This is a genomic window from Streptomyces rubrogriseus, assembly GCF_027947575.1.
Taxonomy (GTDB): Bacteria; Actinomycetota; Actinomycetes; order Streptomycetales; family Streptomycetaceae; genus Streptomyces; species Streptomyces rubrogriseus.
Window position 1 is genome coordinate 3,254,557 of the sequence record NZ_CP116256.1, and the last position, 13,799, is coordinate 3,268,355.

Here is a 13,799-nt window from a genome sequence, read left to right on the forward strand (position 1 = left end):
GCGGCGTAGGAGGCCCGTGGGCGCCCGGTCATCGGCTGAACAGTTCGAAGGCGACGGCGGGAGCGCCGTCGAACCGTGCGCGGTGGACGCCGGTGCTCTCGCCCAGGAAGCGGCGCGCGTACGTCTCGGGGTCCTCCCCGGTGAGGGCTTCGAGGTAGGTCCGGTGCCGCAGCAGGGACTGGACGCCCTGTTCGAAGCCAGGCTCGGCGGACACGGCGTGGGACGGTGCCGGTGAGTTGGCGACGGCCACCCAGCGGACGCCGTTCCAGGGCGACAGCCGCTGTTCGGCCAGTTCCGGGAAGATCCAGCGGTTGCCCGCGTCCGCCGCCGCGTCCAGCACCGCGCGCCCCACCGCCACGTGGTCCGGGGTGTTCCACGCCCCGGCGGCCCACGTGTCCCGGTGGTTCAGGGTGATCACCAGTTCCGGCCGGTGACGCCGAACGGCGGCGGCGATGTCGCGACGCAGGGAGACGCCGTACTCGATCACACCGTCCCGGTGGTCGAGGAACTCCACCGTGCGGACACCGACCGCCGCGGCGGCGGCCCGCTGTTCCGCCTCCCGCAGAGGGCCGGCCCGCCCGGGATCCAGGGTGTCGACGCCGGCCTCACCGCGGGTGGCGAGCAGGTACGTGACCTCCCTGCCGTCGGCCACCCAGGAGGCCACGGCCGCCGAGCACCCGTACTCGAGGTCGTCGGGGTGGGCCACCACGGCCAGGGCCCGCCGCCAGTCGTCCGGCATCGGGCGCAGCGGCGCGGGAGCGCTGCCGGTCACGCCCGGTCTCCCGTCGGCCGCTCGTGCGGGGGGAGCAGGCTCTCCAGCGGGACCGAGGGGTCGGCGAGGGCGGCGACGTCCGTCTCCGCGCCGGACTCGATCAGGGCGCGGATCGTCCCGATGACGTCCCACAGGTTGACGCTCATCCCCGCCAGCACCCGGTCGCCGGACATCCAGAACGCCAGGAACCGCCGCTCCTCGCGCGACCCGCGGAAGACGACGCGGTCGTAGCCGCCCGGTTCGGCGTACCCGGTGTACTCCATGCCGAGGTCGTACTGGTCGGTGTAGAAGTACGGCAGCCGGTCGTACACCGCGTCCTGGCCGAGCATGCTCAGCGCGGCGGTACGGGGCTGGTGCAGCGCGTTGGCCCAGTGCTCCACGCGCAGGTGCCGGCCGAGCCGGGGGTGGTAGGCGTTGGCGACGTCGCCGGCGGCGTGGACACCGGCGGCGGAGGTCCGCAGACGGGCGTCCGTCACGATGCCGTTGCGCACGTCGAGGCCCGCCTCCTCGGCCAGGCGGACGTTGGGCGTGATGCCCACCCCCACGACCACGGCGTCCGCGGGCAGGTGGGTGCCGTCGGCGAGCCGGACCCCGTCGACGCGGCCCCCGGTGCCGGTGACGGCCTCGATCCGGGCGTGGGGACGCAGGTCCACACCGTGGTCCCGGTGCAGAACGGCGAAGACCTCGGCCGCCTCCCGGCCCAGGACCTTCAGCAGGGGCAGCTCACCGCGCTCCAGCACGGTCACCTCCGCGCCGGCAGCCCGGGCCGCCGCCGCCGTCTCCAGCCCGATCCAGCCGCCGCCGACCACCACGATCCGGGCGCCTTCGGTGAACGCCTCCTTGAGGCGCTCGCTGTCGCCCACGCGCCGCAGGTACAGCACGCCCTCCAGGTCCGCGCCCGGCACCGACAGGCGGCGCGGCGAGGAACCGGTGGCCAGCAGCAGACCGGCGTAGGGCACACGACGGCCGTCGTCCAGCGTCACCGCCCGGCCACGCGCGTCGACGGACGTCACGCTCGTGCCCAGGACCAGATCGACGTCGTGGTCCCGGTACCAGCTCTCGGGGTGCACGTGGATGGACTCGCGGTCCTCCTTGCCCAGCAGGTAGCCCTTGGACAGCGGTGGCCGGATGTACGGGCGTTCCCGCTCGTCCCCGATCACGAGAAGCGGCCCGTCGTGGCCGTGCTCGCGCAGTTCCTCCGCGGCCTTGCCGGCGGCCAGGCCGCCCCCGACGATCACGAACGTCTTCGCACGCGGCATGAGATACCAGTCCCAGTCTGTGAGGCGCACACGGACCGAGTGGTCCGGTCACCCTTCAGACCGGGCGACCACACGCGTTGTGACACCGTGGCACGGTCCCACCCGGCCCCTGCTCCGGTTCACCGGTGGGCCGGCCTCGTCACGGCCAGAACACGCGGGTCGCCGTGCCCCGGCAGCGGGGCGAAGCCGTGCCGTGCCAGGTCGTCAATGAGGCGCGTGCGCGAGGCGGGCCACATCCAGAACGACTCCGTGTGCTCCCGCAGCACATGCCGTCCGCCGCGCACCCAGTAGTCGACCCGTGTGCGGATGCGGTATCCCGCCGCGGACATCGTCATGCGTCCGCCGTACACGTGCGCGCCCACCCGCTGCTCCGGCAGGCGGCGCACGACGTCGCGAGGGGGCAGCAGGGCGGGCGGCGGCTCCAGGAGGAGCGTGCCCCCGGGGGCCAGGGCCGCGTGGATCGCGGGCCACAGCGCGTCCCGCGCGGCCGGGGAGAGACAGGCGACGGTGTTGTGGCACACGGCCACGTCCGCCGCCGCGTACAGCGCCGCCTCGTCCAGGGCGTACGGGTGCACGGTCACGCGCTCGCGCTGACGCGCGGGCAGGGTGGCGAGGCGGGTCAGCAGGGACGTGCGCATGGCTCGCGCCGGCTCCACCGCGTGCACGCCGACCGCGGACTCGGCCAGGCTCATCAGCGTGACCCGGCCGGTCCCGGCGCCGATGTCCAGCACACCGAGACGGGCCCGCGCGACGTGCCGACCGTAGAGGTCGTGGACGCGTGCCGCGTCCCGGTCGGCCTGAAGGATGTCGTAGAACTCGGCGGTGACGGCGTAGGAGTCCGGGTCCGGCCGGGACACCGGTGCTCCGGTGATGACGGGGTGCATGTCCAGCTAGACAGCGTGTGAGCCGGGCCTGTGACAGCGGGTGCCCCGCGGGAGCCCGCCCGACGCGTCCGAGGTGATGCCCGTCACGGGGGTTGGACTGTCACAAGTGCGTGGCACACGCAGTCAGTTCTCTGGTTCCGACCTCGCGGAACCCGGAGGGAAAGCAGAGCACGCCGTCATGACCGTGAGAACCCCGCAGGTATGGCTGCCCGCCCAGTTCGCCGATCTCACCGACCTGCCACCAGGACTGGAGTACGCCCGCTGGGACGGCCGTTCGGCCTACCCGTCGGACCCGGCGGAGGTGGAGTTCTACGTCCCGCCGCTGACCAAGGACATCGATGTCATCGGCAGGCCCCTGCCCCGCATGACACGTCTGCGTGCGGTGCAGGCCCTGAGTTCCGGCACGGACGAACTGCGCGCGGAGCTGGACCGGCTCCCTCACCCGGTCACCTTGTGCAACGCGGGCGCGGCCCCCGCTCCGAGCACGGCCGAACTGGCCCTGACCCTGATCCTCGCCTCGCTGCGGGGCATACCGGAGTCGGTCCGCGCCCAGGACGGCGGGGCGTGGAGACCGGAGGTCTTCCGGTCCCTGTACGGGCGGTCCGTGCTCATCGTCGGCCACGGCGCCGTCGGCTCCGCGCTGGAGGAGCTCCTGGTGCCCTTCGGATGCGCGGTGACCCGTGTCGCCGGCGCGGACCGGGACGCACCCCGGGGTCCCGTCCGCTCCGCCGCACACCTGCCCGGCCTCGTGGCCGACGCCGACGTCGTCGTGCTGTCCGTCCCGCTGACCCCGCAGACCCGCCGGCTCTTCGACGCGGGCATGCTGGCCCGCATGAAGGACGGCGCCCTGCTCGTCAACGTGGCACGCGGGGCCGTGGTCGACACCGACGCCCTGCTCAAGGAGACCCACGAGGGCCGGCTGCGGGCCGCGCTCGACGTGACCGACCCCGAGCCGCTCCCGCCGGGGCATCCGCTGCGGGAGACACCCGGCGTGCTGATCACGCCGCACGTCGGCGCGTTCACGTCTTCCCTGTGGCCCCGCCTGGAACAGCTCGTCCGGCACCAGTTGAGCCGTTTCGCCGCAGGTGAGGAGCTGGAGAACGTCGTGCCCCGCTGACGCCCGGCCCGGGACGGGAGCCGCGCCGGGCCGTCCCGTCGCCGTCCCGTCCGGGGCGCCGCCGCATGTCACACCCGCACCGACTCGCCGGTCATGCTGACGACAGCAGTACGCGAATCATGTCGAACAGCACAGCGTCGGACGAGTCGGATTCGTCGCGCCAAACGTGTGTCGGACGGACTTCCCGGCCGGGCGATTCGCGGGGGCGTCCCCCCACCCCCGCCACGGCCGCACGGTGGCCGGAAGCCCTCGCGCCGCGCCAGTGCCGCGGATCCACGGCCGAGCCCGCCACCGAGGCGCCGGTGAGCTGCGGGTGACGCAGAAACGAAGGGTGAAGAGATGGGCCACGACAGCCGGCCGGTGGAGCCGGAGCAGAAGCGCGCGGGGGAGAGGCTCGCCCGATGGGCGGACAGCCGGCTGGGCCGGCGCCCTGTCGCGCGCTCCGTCCGGCGCCTGGTCTTCCCCGACCACTGGTCGTTCATGCTCGGCGAGATCGCGCTCTACAGTTTCGTGATCCTGCTGATCACCGGTGTCTATCTGAGCCTCTACTTCCACCCCTCCTCCGACCTCGTGATCTACCAGGGCGACTACGCCCCGTTGCGCGGGCAGTTGGTGTCGGAGGCCTTCGACTCGACCCTGCACATATCCTTCGACGTCCGCGGCGGCCTGCTCGTCCGCCAGGCCCACCACTGGGCGGCCCTGGTCTTCGTCGCCGCCGTCCTCGCCCACATGCTGCGGGTCTTCTTCACCGGCGCGTTCCGCAAGCCGCGGGAGCTGAACTGGGTGCTGGGGTTCGGAGTGCTCGTCCTGGCGATGTTCGCGGGCCTGACCGGCTACGACCTGCCGGGGGACCTGCTGTCCGGCACCGGCCTCCAGGTCGTGAACGGCACGATCCTGTCGATCCCCGTCGTCGGGACCTATCTGTCGTTCTTCCTCTTCGGCGGTGAGTTCCCCGGCGACGACCTGATCGCCCGCTTCAACGCCCTGCACGTCCTGGTCATCCCCGCACTCATGGTCGTCCTCATCGTCGGCTACGTGGTCCTGGCCCTGCGCCACCGGCCCGCTCAGTACCCCGGACCCGGCCGTACCCGCGACAACGTCGTCGGCCTTCCGGCCAAGGTGTACGCCGTGAAGGCCGTCGGATACTTCTTCCTCGTGACCGGCGTGATCTTCTTCATGGCCGCCGTCGCCGAGATCAACCCCGTCTGGGACTACGGCCCCTTCCGTCCCGACCAGGTCTCCGCCGGATCCCAGCCCGACTGGTACATGGGCGTCGCCGACGGACTGCTGCGCGTCATGCCCGGCTGGGAGATCGACTTCTGGGGCCACACCCTGGCGCTGGACAACCTGCTGCCGCTGCTGGCCGGGACGCTGCTCTTCCTGGCCATGGGCGCCTATCCGTTCCTGGAGGCCTGGGTGACGGACGACGACAGCGAGCACCACCTGCTGGACCGTCCCCGCAACCGCCCGGTACGCACCGCCCTCGGCGTGGCCTGGCTCAGCGTCTACGCGGTGGCCCTGATCGGTGCCGCCAACGACATCATCGCCACCCGCCTGCACGTGTCCGTCAACGACGTGACCTGGGCCGTGCGCGTCGGCCTCTTCGTCGTCCCGGTCCTGGCCTTCGTCGTCACCAAGCGGGTGGCACTGGGACTGCAGCGCAGGGACCGCGACCTGGTGCTGCACGGCCGCGAGACCGGCGTCGTCAAGCGCCTGCCGCACGGTGAGTACGTCGAGGTGCACGAGCCCCTCGACCCGGCGCGACTGCACACGCTGACCTCGCACGAGCAGAACCGGCCCCTGGACGCCGTACCCCCGCGCGACGGGGACGGTGCCGTGGCCCGCAGCACACAGCGCCTGCGCACCGGGCTCAGCGGCTTCCTCTACGGCCCCGGCACGCAGGTCCCCAAGCCCACGGCGACCGAGCACGAGGAGATCACCGGTCGGCACGGGTCCTGAACCGCGAGGCGACGCACACGGGCGGAGACCATCTTCACACCATGTCACGCATTTGATGGGTCTCCGGTCTAAAAGGTGAAAAGGCGACACAACGTGCCGCACACACCGATCACGATCCCGCCCGAAAGGCATGCGACATGAACCGCACCTCCCGCACCAGCCGGACCCGTACGACGATGACCGTCCTGGCCGGCGCCGGTGTCGCCGCCGGCCTGCTCGTCACCACGATCGCCCCGGCCTCCGCCGACAAGCGTCCGGCCGACCGCGGCGACAAGCCCACCGTCGTCCTGGTCCACGGTGCGTTCGCCGACTCCACGAGCTGGAACGGCGTCATCGACAAGCTCCGGCACGACGGCTACCCGGTGGTCGCCGTCGCCAACCCGCTGCGCTCCCTGAGCGGCGACTCCGCCTACCTCGAGGACGTCCTGGCCGGCATCGAGGGACCCGTCGTCCTGGCCGGTCACTCCTACGGCGGTTCGGTGATCAGCAACGCCGCCACCGGCAACAAGAACGTCAAGGCGCTGGTCTACCTCGCCGCCTTCCTCCCCGAGAAGGGCGAGAGCGCGGTCGACCTGTCCGGGCGGTTCCCCGGCAGCACCCTCGGCGAGGCACTCCGCCCCGTGCCGGTGACGAACGCCGACGGTTCCCAGGGCACCGACCTCTACATCCGAAACGACAAGTTCCGCCACCAGTTCGCCGCCGACGTCTCCCGTAACAAGACCGACCTGATGGCCGTCACCCAGCGACCGGTCACCGAGGCGGCCCTGGCCGAGGGAGCGGGCGAACCGGCCTGGAAGACCATCCCCTCCTGGGTCCTGGTCGCCACCAAGGATCTCAACATCCCCGCCCAGGCCCAGGAGTTCATGGCCCGTCGGGCCGGTGCCCACACCACCGAGGTGCGATCGTCCCACGCGGTCAGCGTCTCGCAGCCCGGAAAGGTCACCGGCGTCATCGAGGACGCCGCCCGCTCGGTGCGCTGAGAGCGCACCCGTGATCGAAGGGCCGGTGGTTCGCCACCGGCCCTTTCCCGACCCCGCGCCGTGTGCGTGTCGCGCACCGGTTCCCGGCCGCCCAAGGACGGACTCATGCGCCGCGAACCGCGGATCATCCCGATAGGTCCCGGCCAACTCGCCCGCACCGTGGCGATGCACCGCCGCTGCTCCCCGCAGACCCTGTGGAGCCGCTACCACCGGGCGATGGCCGACCCCCGCACGTATGTGCCCACTCTGCTGTCCCGCCCAGGATCGGTACACCTGGCCGCGGTGGGCGCCACCGGACGCATCGTCGCCGTGGGCCACCTGATGCCGGATCGGACTGCCGCCGAGGCGGCGCTGCTGGTCGAGGACTCCTGGCAGGGCCGGGGACTCGGGACCCGACTGCTCCAGCACCTGGCCGAGCACGCGTGGACCGGCGGCTGGACGACGCTCTACGGCCTCTTCCTGGCCGGCGACGAGCGGATCGACGCCATGCTGCGGCACGCGCCGGTTCCTGTGCGGCGCACGGAGGAGGGCGGCGCCGTCACCGCACGGGTACAGGTCCACGACTTGACGGCCCACGCGTCCGTCCCCCGTCAGTGACGCGTACGGAAGAGCCGGTGCGGGCATCGCCCGCACCGGCTCTCCCCGTTCACGCAGCGGCGTCGGGATACAGATCGTCCTCGAACGCCGCCGACTCCAGGAGCGCCTTGACCGACGTCAGGTAGCGGGCCGCGTCCGCCCCGTCCACCAGCCGGTGGTCGTACGACAGCGACAGGTGCACCAGATCCCGGACGCCGATCACCTCCTCGTCACCGACGCGCACGACCCCCGGCCTCCTGACCGTGGCGCCCACGCCGAGGATCGCGGCCTGGTTCGGCGGCACGATGACGGTGTCGAACAGTGCGCCGCGCGAACCCGTGTTGGAGATCGTGAAGGTCGCACCCGACACGTCGTCCGGGGTCAGGTGACCACCGCGGGCCCGGTCGGCGAGGTCGTGGACGGCCCGGGCGAGCCCGGCGACGGTGAGGTCACCGGCCGCCTTGACGACCGGGGTCATCAGACCGGCCTCGGTGTCGACCGCGATCCCGATGTTCTCGGTGTCGAAGTAGGTGATGGTCCCCTCGTCCTCGTTGATCCGGGCGTTGACGACCGGATGCGCCTTCAGCGCCTGGGCGGCTGCCTTGACGAAGAAGGGCATGGGGGAGAGCTTGAGGCCCTCCCGGGCGAGGAACCCGTCCTTCGCCCGGTTCCGCAGACGCATCAGCCGGGTGACGTCGGCCTCGACCGTCGAGGTGAGCTGAGCCTGCTCCAGCAGTGCCTTCTTGAGGTTGTTGCCGATGGCCCGGCGGATACGGGTCATCGGAACAGTGCGGCCGCGGAGCGAGGACGCGTCCTCCGCCGGGGCGGCGCGCACCGGCGCGGGCGAGGGCGCGGGGGGAGCCGGAACGGCGGACGCGGCAGGCGGCACGAAAGACTCGGCCGGAGCCGGAGCCGGAGCCGGAGCCGGAGCCGGAGGGGGAGTGGGAGCCGGTGCCGGAGGGGGAGCCGGTGCCGCAGGCGCGGGCGGGGCCGCGGGGGTCGTGTCCGGCGCGCCGATGATGCCGAGGCCGGCACCGACCTCGACGGTGTCGTCCTCGGCGGCGAGGATCTCCAGCAGGACGCCGGCGGCGGGGGAGGGGATCTCGGTGTCCACCTTGTCGGTCGACACCTCCAGCAGGGGCTCGTCGGCCTCGACACGGTCACCGACCTGCTTCAGCCAGCGGGTCACGGTGCCCTCGGTGACGGACTCGCCGAGAGCCGGCAGGGTCACGGAAACGGTCATGATGACGTTCAACTCCTCACGGAACGACGGGGCGCCTGGCCCGGCCGGACCTGTCGTGCACGGCCCGCGTCGGACGACGCGGGCGGTAGGGGGCGCCTCGTACGGGGGTTCAGCGGTCGAGGCCGTACTGCGCGCGGGCCCGCGCGACGGTCTCCGGCGGGACCTGCCCCGCCCGGGCCAGACGGTCCAGTGCGGTCACCACGATCGACTCGGCGTCGACCCGGAAGTAGCGGCGCACGTCCTCACGGGTGTCGGACAGCCCGAAACCGTCGGTGCCCAGGGAGTAGTAGTCCTGCTCGACCCACTGGCCGATCTGGTCGGGCACCTGCCGCATCCAGTCGCTGACGGCCAGCACCGGCCCCGGCGCCCCGGCCAGGGCACGAGTGACGAACGGGGCGCGTTCCTCGCCCCGCGTCCGGGCGTCGTCGGCACGCATCGCGTCCCGGCGCAGCTCCGTCCAGGACGTCACCGACCACACGTCGGCGTGCACGCCCCAGTCGGAGGCGAGCAGTTCCTGCGCGCGCAGGACCCAGTGGATCGCCGTACCGGAGGCGAGCAGCTGGAGCCGGGGCCCGGCCGCGGGCGCTTCGGCGGTCCGGTACCGGTAGATGCCCCGGACGATGCCCTCCTCGATGCCGGGGACCGGCGGCATGGCGGGCTGGTGCTTGGGCTCGTTGTACACGGTCAGGTAGTAGAAGACGTCCTCGGGCCGCTCGCCGTACATGCGGCGCAGACCGTCCCGGACGATGACCGCGATCTCGTAGGCGAACGCCGGGTCGTAGCTGACGGCCGCCGGATTGGTGGCGGCGAGCAGGTGCGAGTGGCCGTCCCCGTGCTGCAGGCCCTCGCCGGTCATCGTCGTGCGTCCGGCGGTGCCGCCGACCACGAAGCCGCGGCCCATCTGGTCGCCCAGCGCCCAGAACTGGTCGCCGGTGCGCTGGAAACCGAACATGGCGTAGAAGATGTAAAAGGGGATCATGGGTTCGCCGTGCGTGGCGTACGACGTGGCTGCGGCGGCGAACTCGGCGACGGAACCGGCCTCGGTGATGCCCTCGATGAGCAGCTGCCCGGTCGTGCTCTCCAGGTAGTGGAGCAGTTGGTCCGCGTCGACCGGGTCGTAGGTCTGGCCCTGCGGCGAGTAGATGCCGGCGGTGGGGAACATCGACTCCATGCCGAAGGTGCGCGCCTCGTCGGGGACGATCGGCACCCAGCGGGCCCCGCTGCGCGGGTCGCGCATCAGGTCCTTGACCAGCCGGACCAGTGCCATCGTGGTGGCCATCTCCTGGTGGCCGGACCCCTTCGCCAGGTCCTCGAAGGGCTTGGCGGGCGGTTCCGGCAGCGGCTTGGCGACCACCCGGCGCACGGGCGCGGGCCCGCCCAGCGCGGCCCGGCGTTCGCGCAGGTATCGCACCTCGGGCGAGTCCTCCCCGGGATGCCAGAACGGGACCTGGTCGCCGGCGAGCGCGCTGTCGGGGATGGGCAGCTCCAGCAGGTCGCGCATGGCGCGGAACTGCTCCATGGTGAGCTTCTTCATCTGGTGGTTGGCGTTGCGCGACTCGAACGCCGGGCCCAGCGTGTGGCCCTTCACCGTCTGGGCGAGGACCACCGTCGGGGCGCCCCGGTGTTCCACGGCGGCCCGGTAGGCGGCGTACACCTTCAACGGCTCGTGTCCGCCCCGCGAGTTCTCGAACAGCTCGACCACCCGCGCGTCGCTCAGGGAGGCGGAGAGCGCCGACAGGGCGTCACCCGTGAAGAAGTGCTTGCGTATGTAGGCCGCGTCCCGCGCGGCGAGCGTCTGCATCTGGGCGTCGGGCACCTCGCCGAGGCGCCGTACCAGGTCGCCGGTGGTGTCCTGCCCCAGCAACGGGTCCCAGGCCTCGCCCCAGAGCGTCTTGACCACGTTCCAGCCCGCGCCCCGGAACCGTGCCTCCAGTTCCTGGACGATCTTCGAGTTGGACCGTACCGGGCCGTCCAGGCGCTGGAGATTGCAGTTGATGACGAAGGTCAGGTTGTCCAGGTTCTCGCGGGAGGCCAGGGTCAGGGCGGCCGTCGACTCCGGCTCGTCCATCTCCCCGTCGCCCAGGAACGCCCACACCCGTGACGCGGAGGTGTCCTTGATGCCGCGGGCGTGCAGATAGCGGTTGAACCGGGCCTGGTAGACGGCGCTGAGGGGGCCCAGTCCCATGGAGACCGTCGGGAACTCCCACAGCCACGGCAGCCGCCGGGGGTGCGGATAGGACGGAAGCCCGTGGCCGCCTGCCTCCCGGCGGAAGGCGTCCAGTTGGCTCTCGCTCAGCCGTCCCTCCAGGAAGACCCGGGCGTAGATGCCGGGGGAGGCGTGGCCCTGGACGAAGAGCTGGTCGCCGGAGCCGTCCCCGTCCTTGCCCCGGAAGAAGTGGTGGAAGCCGATCTCGTAGAGCCAGGCCGCCGAGGCGTAGGTGGAGATGTGGCCGCCCAGCCCGAGGCGCGCGCCGCGGGTGACCATCGCCGCCGCGTTCCACCGGTTGAGCGCGGTGATCCTGGACTCCATCTCCAGGTCACCGTCGAACTCCGGCTGCGCGGCGGCGGGAACGGTGTTGATGTAGTCCGAGTGCAGCAGCCCCGGCAGGGACATGCCCGTGCTCGCGGCGAACTCGTGCACCCGCCGCAGCAGGTACACCGCCCGTTCCGGCCCCGCGTTGCGCACGACGGCGTCGAGGGAGGCCCGCCACTCGGCGGTCTCCTCGCGGTCGCGGTCGGGCAGCTGGTCGAGCTCACTGATCGCAGGTGTTCCGGTGGGCCGGGAGGGTTCACTCATGGCAGCCTTCTTGTCACGGCGTGGGTGTCGGCGGCACCGGCCGCGGACACGGTGGTTGTCGCGGGGCGACAGGTCTGAGGGGAGACCCGGGCGACGGGCAGCGCCGCCCGGCGGGGTCAGCGGCTCTTGAGCCACTCGGTGAACGTGTGATGGGCCAGCCGGGCGTCCGGCCCGGGAAGCAGGGCCCGCTCCTCGAGCACCGCGCCGAAGAACGGGGCCCGCGCGTCGGCGATCACCGGGCCGGGCCGGCCGAGGAGAGCGAGTACGTCGGCCGTCATGTCCTCCAGCCGGAGCTCCTCCGGCCCGGCTGTCTCGACCACGCCGAACTGCGGCAGTCCCACCGCGACATGGGCGAGGAGCGCGGCGACGTCGTCGGCCGAGACGGGGCGCAGCAGCAGCGGCGGCACATGGACGCCGTCGGGCCGGGTACCGGCCGCGGCGGCGGCCTCCACGGACTCGTGGAACGGCGTGGCGCGCACCACGGAGTACGGCACGGTGGTGTGCCGGACCAGGTCCTCCTGCGCCGCCTTGGCCTGGAAGTAGCCCGCCCCGATCCGGTCGGAGCCCACCACCGAGAGCGCCACGTAGTGCTCGACGTTCGCCGCGGCGGCCGCCTGGAGGAGGTTGCCCGTCGCGGTGGTGAAGAACGCCGTGCCGGCCTGCTGACGCCGGGAGGGCGCGTCGGTGACGTCCACGATCACCTCGGCGCCGCGCAGCGCCCGGTCCAGGCCCTGGCCGGTGCTGACGTCGACTCCTTCCCCGCGCGACACCGGCACGACCTCCACCCCGTGGTCCCGGAGCCGCACGACGGTCCGGGAACCGATCAGTCCGGTGGCACCTGCAACGACGACTCTCATCTGCGTCTCCTCCGTCGGGGGCCGATGACCCCGCTGGGTGTCGAGGGCGGATCGTGGCGGATGCGGAGTGCCACCGTGCCCGTCTCTCCTAGACAGATCGCAGGTCCTTCGTGTGACACCGTGCGGGACGGCCGCCGCCGACCGCCGTGGCGCGGTGTCACAGACCCGCCCGGTACCCGGTCAGGAGGGCGAGCGGTCATCACGACCGGAGACGACCCCGTGACGGCGGACGACGTGCCGCCCGGTCACGGCGGAACCACGGAAGGTGCGACTCGATGTCGGAGAATGCACAGCACGCCCACCACGGACACGGAACCGGCGACGCGGACGGCCCGAGCTGGACCCGCGCGGCGAAGATGATCCAGGACGCCTCGCCGATCGTCGTCCCCGAGGGCGCCTCGGCGATGACCATCCACGTCGAGTGGGAGCCCGGCGACCCCGGCACTCCGCCGCACCGCCACTCCGGACCGGCGTTCGGTTACGTCATCAAGGGCGCCGTCCGCTTCGAACTGGAGGGTGAGCCCGAGCGTGTGGTCGAGGCCGGCGGCACCTTCTGGGAGCCGGGCGGCGACGCCATCCACTACCAGGACGGCAACGCGCTCAGCGACGAGAAGACGGAGTTCGTCGTCACGATGATGTGCGCGCCCGGCAAACCCATGCTCGAACTGGTCGACGAGGCGGAGCTGAAGGAGCGCGCCCACCTGCGCGCACCCCGGCCCACCGCCTGACCCTCGGCCGGGGCACTCACGACGGGGCCCCGCACCCGTGACACCGGCCAGGCCGGGAGGTCACGGATGCGGGGCCCCGTCGCTGTGCGGTGTCAATGGCTCCCGCTCCTACCCGTGCTCCTACTCCACGAAGTACGAGTCGTGCCGGTCGAAGAACGCGGCACGCTCCTCCTCGGAAGCGTGCCCCAGCCGGGAGACCTGCTCGAAGTACTCCTCGCGCGGGGCGCCCGGGGTGAACAGCAGCAGCATGTCGGCCGGTGCGTCGGAGTCGTTGCGGAAGGCGTGCAGCCCGCCCTGGGGGACGTGCAGGAAGTCACCCTTGCGGGCGTCGACCCACTGCACACCGTCGAACACGCGCACGGTCCCGTCCAGGATGAAGAAGGACTCCGAGATCCGCTTGTGGAAATGGGTCTTGGGGCCGCCCGCCCGGGGCCGCATCTCGACCCGGTACAGCCCGAACTCGCCCCGTGTGGTGGCCGTGGTGGCCAGATAGTGGGTGGCGTCCTTTCCGGTACCGCTCTCACCCAGGTTCGGCGGTGTGGTGGCCGGCCGGAAGACGGCGCTGACCTCGCCGTCCTCACCCCAGTACTTCTGCTCCGGGTACGGGTACGACATGTCTGGTTCCTT

The 13,799-nt window shown here is 72.2% G+C and carries 11 protein-coding genes and 1 pseudogene; 5 read left to right on the plus strand and 7 right to left on the minus strand.

Annotation, left to right across the window (positions count from 1 at the left end):
* Positions 1 to 28: 28 nt before the first annotated feature.
* The 3 genes from Sru02f_RS14900 to Sru02f_RS14910 all read right to left on the minus strand — a co-directional run bounded on the left by Sru02f_RS14900 (position 29) and on the right by Sru02f_RS14910 (position 2,915).
* Positions 29 to 772, minus strand: a complete 744-nt coding sequence (locus Sru02f_RS14900) for a PIG-L deacetylase family protein (protein WP_109030504.1) — start codon at positions 770 to 772, stop codon at positions 29 to 31.
* Positions 769 to 2,031 carry an NAD(P)/FAD-dependent oxidoreductase gene (locus Sru02f_RS14905; protein ID WP_109030505.1) on the minus strand — a complete coding sequence of 421 codons (1,263 nt, stop codon included), beginning with the start codon at positions 2,029 to 2,031 and terminating at the stop codon, positions 769 to 771. Before Sru02f_RS14905 ends, Sru02f_RS14900 begins: the two co-directional genes overlap by 4 nt.
* 119 nt (positions 2,032 to 2,150) lie before the next feature.
* Positions 2,151 to 2,915, minus strand: a complete 765-nt coding sequence (locus Sru02f_RS14910; protein WP_109030506.1) for a class I SAM-dependent methyltransferase — start codon at positions 2,913 to 2,915, stop codon at positions 2,151 to 2,153.
* Between the two features lie 178 nt (positions 2,916 to 3,093).
* Here Sru02f_RS14910 and Sru02f_RS14915 point away from each other — a divergent pair, with 178 nt between their 5' ends.
* From Sru02f_RS14915 to Sru02f_RS14930, 4 genes are all read left to right on the plus strand, one after another.
* Entirely contained in the window at positions 3,094 to 4,032 is a 939-nt protein-coding gene (locus tag Sru02f_RS14915; protein WP_109030507.1) for a 2-hydroxyacid dehydrogenase, read from the plus strand.
* A gap of 339 nt (positions 4,033 to 4,371) precedes the next feature.
* Complete coding sequence (gene qcrB, locus Sru02f_RS14920) at positions 4,372 to 5,991, plus strand: cytochrome bc1 complex cytochrome b subunit (RefSeq protein WP_109030508.1); 1,620 nt, start codon at positions 4,372 to 4,374, stop codon at positions 5,989 to 5,991.
* A 137-nt stretch (positions 5,992 to 6,128) separates the two neighbouring features.
* Positions 6,129 to 6,971: an alpha/beta fold hydrolase gene (locus Sru02f_RS14925; RefSeq protein ID WP_109030509.1), complete on the plus strand. Its 843-nt coding sequence runs from the start codon at positions 6,129 to 6,131 to the stop codon at positions 6,969 to 6,971.
* Between the two features lie 105 nt (positions 6,972 to 7,076).
* Complete coding sequence (locus Sru02f_RS14930) at positions 7,077 to 7,568, plus strand: GNAT family N-acetyltransferase (protein WP_109030510.1); 492 nt, start codon at positions 7,077 to 7,079, stop codon at positions 7,566 to 7,568.
* A 49-nt stretch (positions 7,569 to 7,617) separates the two neighbouring features.
* Here Sru02f_RS14930 and Sru02f_RS14935 read toward each other — a convergent pair.
* The 3 genes and pseudogenes from Sru02f_RS14935 to Sru02f_RS14945 all read right to left on the minus strand — a co-directional run.
* Positions 7,618 to 8,778, minus strand: a pseudogene (locus tag Sru02f_RS14935) (2-oxo acid dehydrogenase subunit E2); the annotation flags it as partial.
* Positions 8,779 to 8,899: 121 nt separating this feature from the next.
* The gene (aceE, locus tag Sru02f_RS14940) at positions 8,900 to 11,587 is read right to left on the minus strand and encodes a pyruvate dehydrogenase (acetyl-transferring), homodimeric type (protein ID WP_109030512.1); all 2,688 of its coding nucleotides are present in this window, start codon (positions 11,585 to 11,587) and stop codon (positions 8,900 to 8,902) included.
* Between the two features lie 116 nt (positions 11,588 to 11,703).
* Complete coding sequence (locus Sru02f_RS14945) at positions 11,704 to 12,444, minus strand: SDR family oxidoreductase (protein ID WP_109030513.1); 741 nt, start codon at positions 12,442 to 12,444, stop codon at positions 11,704 to 11,706.
* A gap of 275 nt (positions 12,445 to 12,719) precedes the next feature.
* Here Sru02f_RS14945 and Sru02f_RS14950 point away from each other — a divergent pair, with 275 nt between their 5' ends.
* Positions 12,720 to 13,172 (plus strand): cupin domain-containing protein, encoded by a 453-nt coding sequence (locus tag Sru02f_RS14950; RefSeq protein WP_059296913.1) that lies wholly within the window; start codon positions 12,720 to 12,722, stop codon positions 13,170 to 13,172.
* 120 nt (positions 13,173 to 13,292) lie between these two features.
* On the opposite strand, the gene Sru02f_RS14955 is transcribed toward Sru02f_RS14950, so the two are convergent.
* The gene (locus Sru02f_RS14955) at positions 13,293 to 13,787 is read right to left on the minus strand and encodes a cupin domain-containing protein (protein ID WP_104635888.1); all 495 of its coding nucleotides are present in this window, start codon (positions 13,785 to 13,787) and stop codon (positions 13,293 to 13,295) included.
* Positions 13,788 to 13,799 lie beyond the last annotated feature (12 nt).

Excerpts from the sequence above, each read along its gene's own strand:
- Sru02f_RS14955 (WP_104635888.1), bottom strand. The coding sequence starts at position 13,787 with ATGTCGTACCCGTACCCGGAGCAGAAGTACTGGGGTGAGGACGGCGAG.
- Sru02f_RS14950 (WP_059296913.1), top strand. The coding sequence starts at position 12,720 with ATGTCGGAGAATGCACAGCACGCCCACCACGGACACGGAACCGGCGAC.
- Sru02f_RS14910 (WP_109030506.1), bottom strand. The coding sequence starts at position 2,915 with ATGCACCCCGTCATCACCGGAGCACCGGTGTCCCGGCCGGACCCGGAC.
- Sru02f_RS14930 (WP_109030510.1), top strand. The coding sequence starts at position 7,077 with ATGCGCCGCGAACCGCGGATCATCCCGATAGGTCCCGGCCAACTCGCC.
- aceE (WP_109030512.1), bottom strand. The coding sequence starts at position 11,587 with ATGAGTGAACCCTCCCGGCCCACCGGAACACCTGCGATCAGTGAGCTC.
- qcrB (WP_109030508.1), top strand. The coding sequence starts at position 4,372 with ATGGGCCACGACAGCCGGCCGGTGGAGCCGGAGCAGAAGCGCGCGGGG.
- Sru02f_RS14925 (WP_109030509.1), top strand. The coding sequence starts at position 6,129 with ATGAACCGCACCTCCCGCACCAGCCGGACCCGTACGACGATGACCGTC.
- Sru02f_RS14945 (WP_109030513.1), bottom strand. The coding sequence starts at position 12,444 with ATGAGAGTCGTCGTTGCAGGTGCCACCGGACTGATCGGTTCCCGGACC.
- Sru02f_RS14915 (WP_109030507.1), top strand. The coding sequence starts at position 3,094 with ATGACCGTGAGAACCCCGCAGGTATGGCTGCCCGCCCAGTTCGCCGAT.
- Sru02f_RS14905 (WP_109030505.1), bottom strand. The coding sequence starts at position 2,031 with ATGCCGCGTGCGAAGACGTTCGTGATCGTCGGGGGCGGCCTGGCCGCC.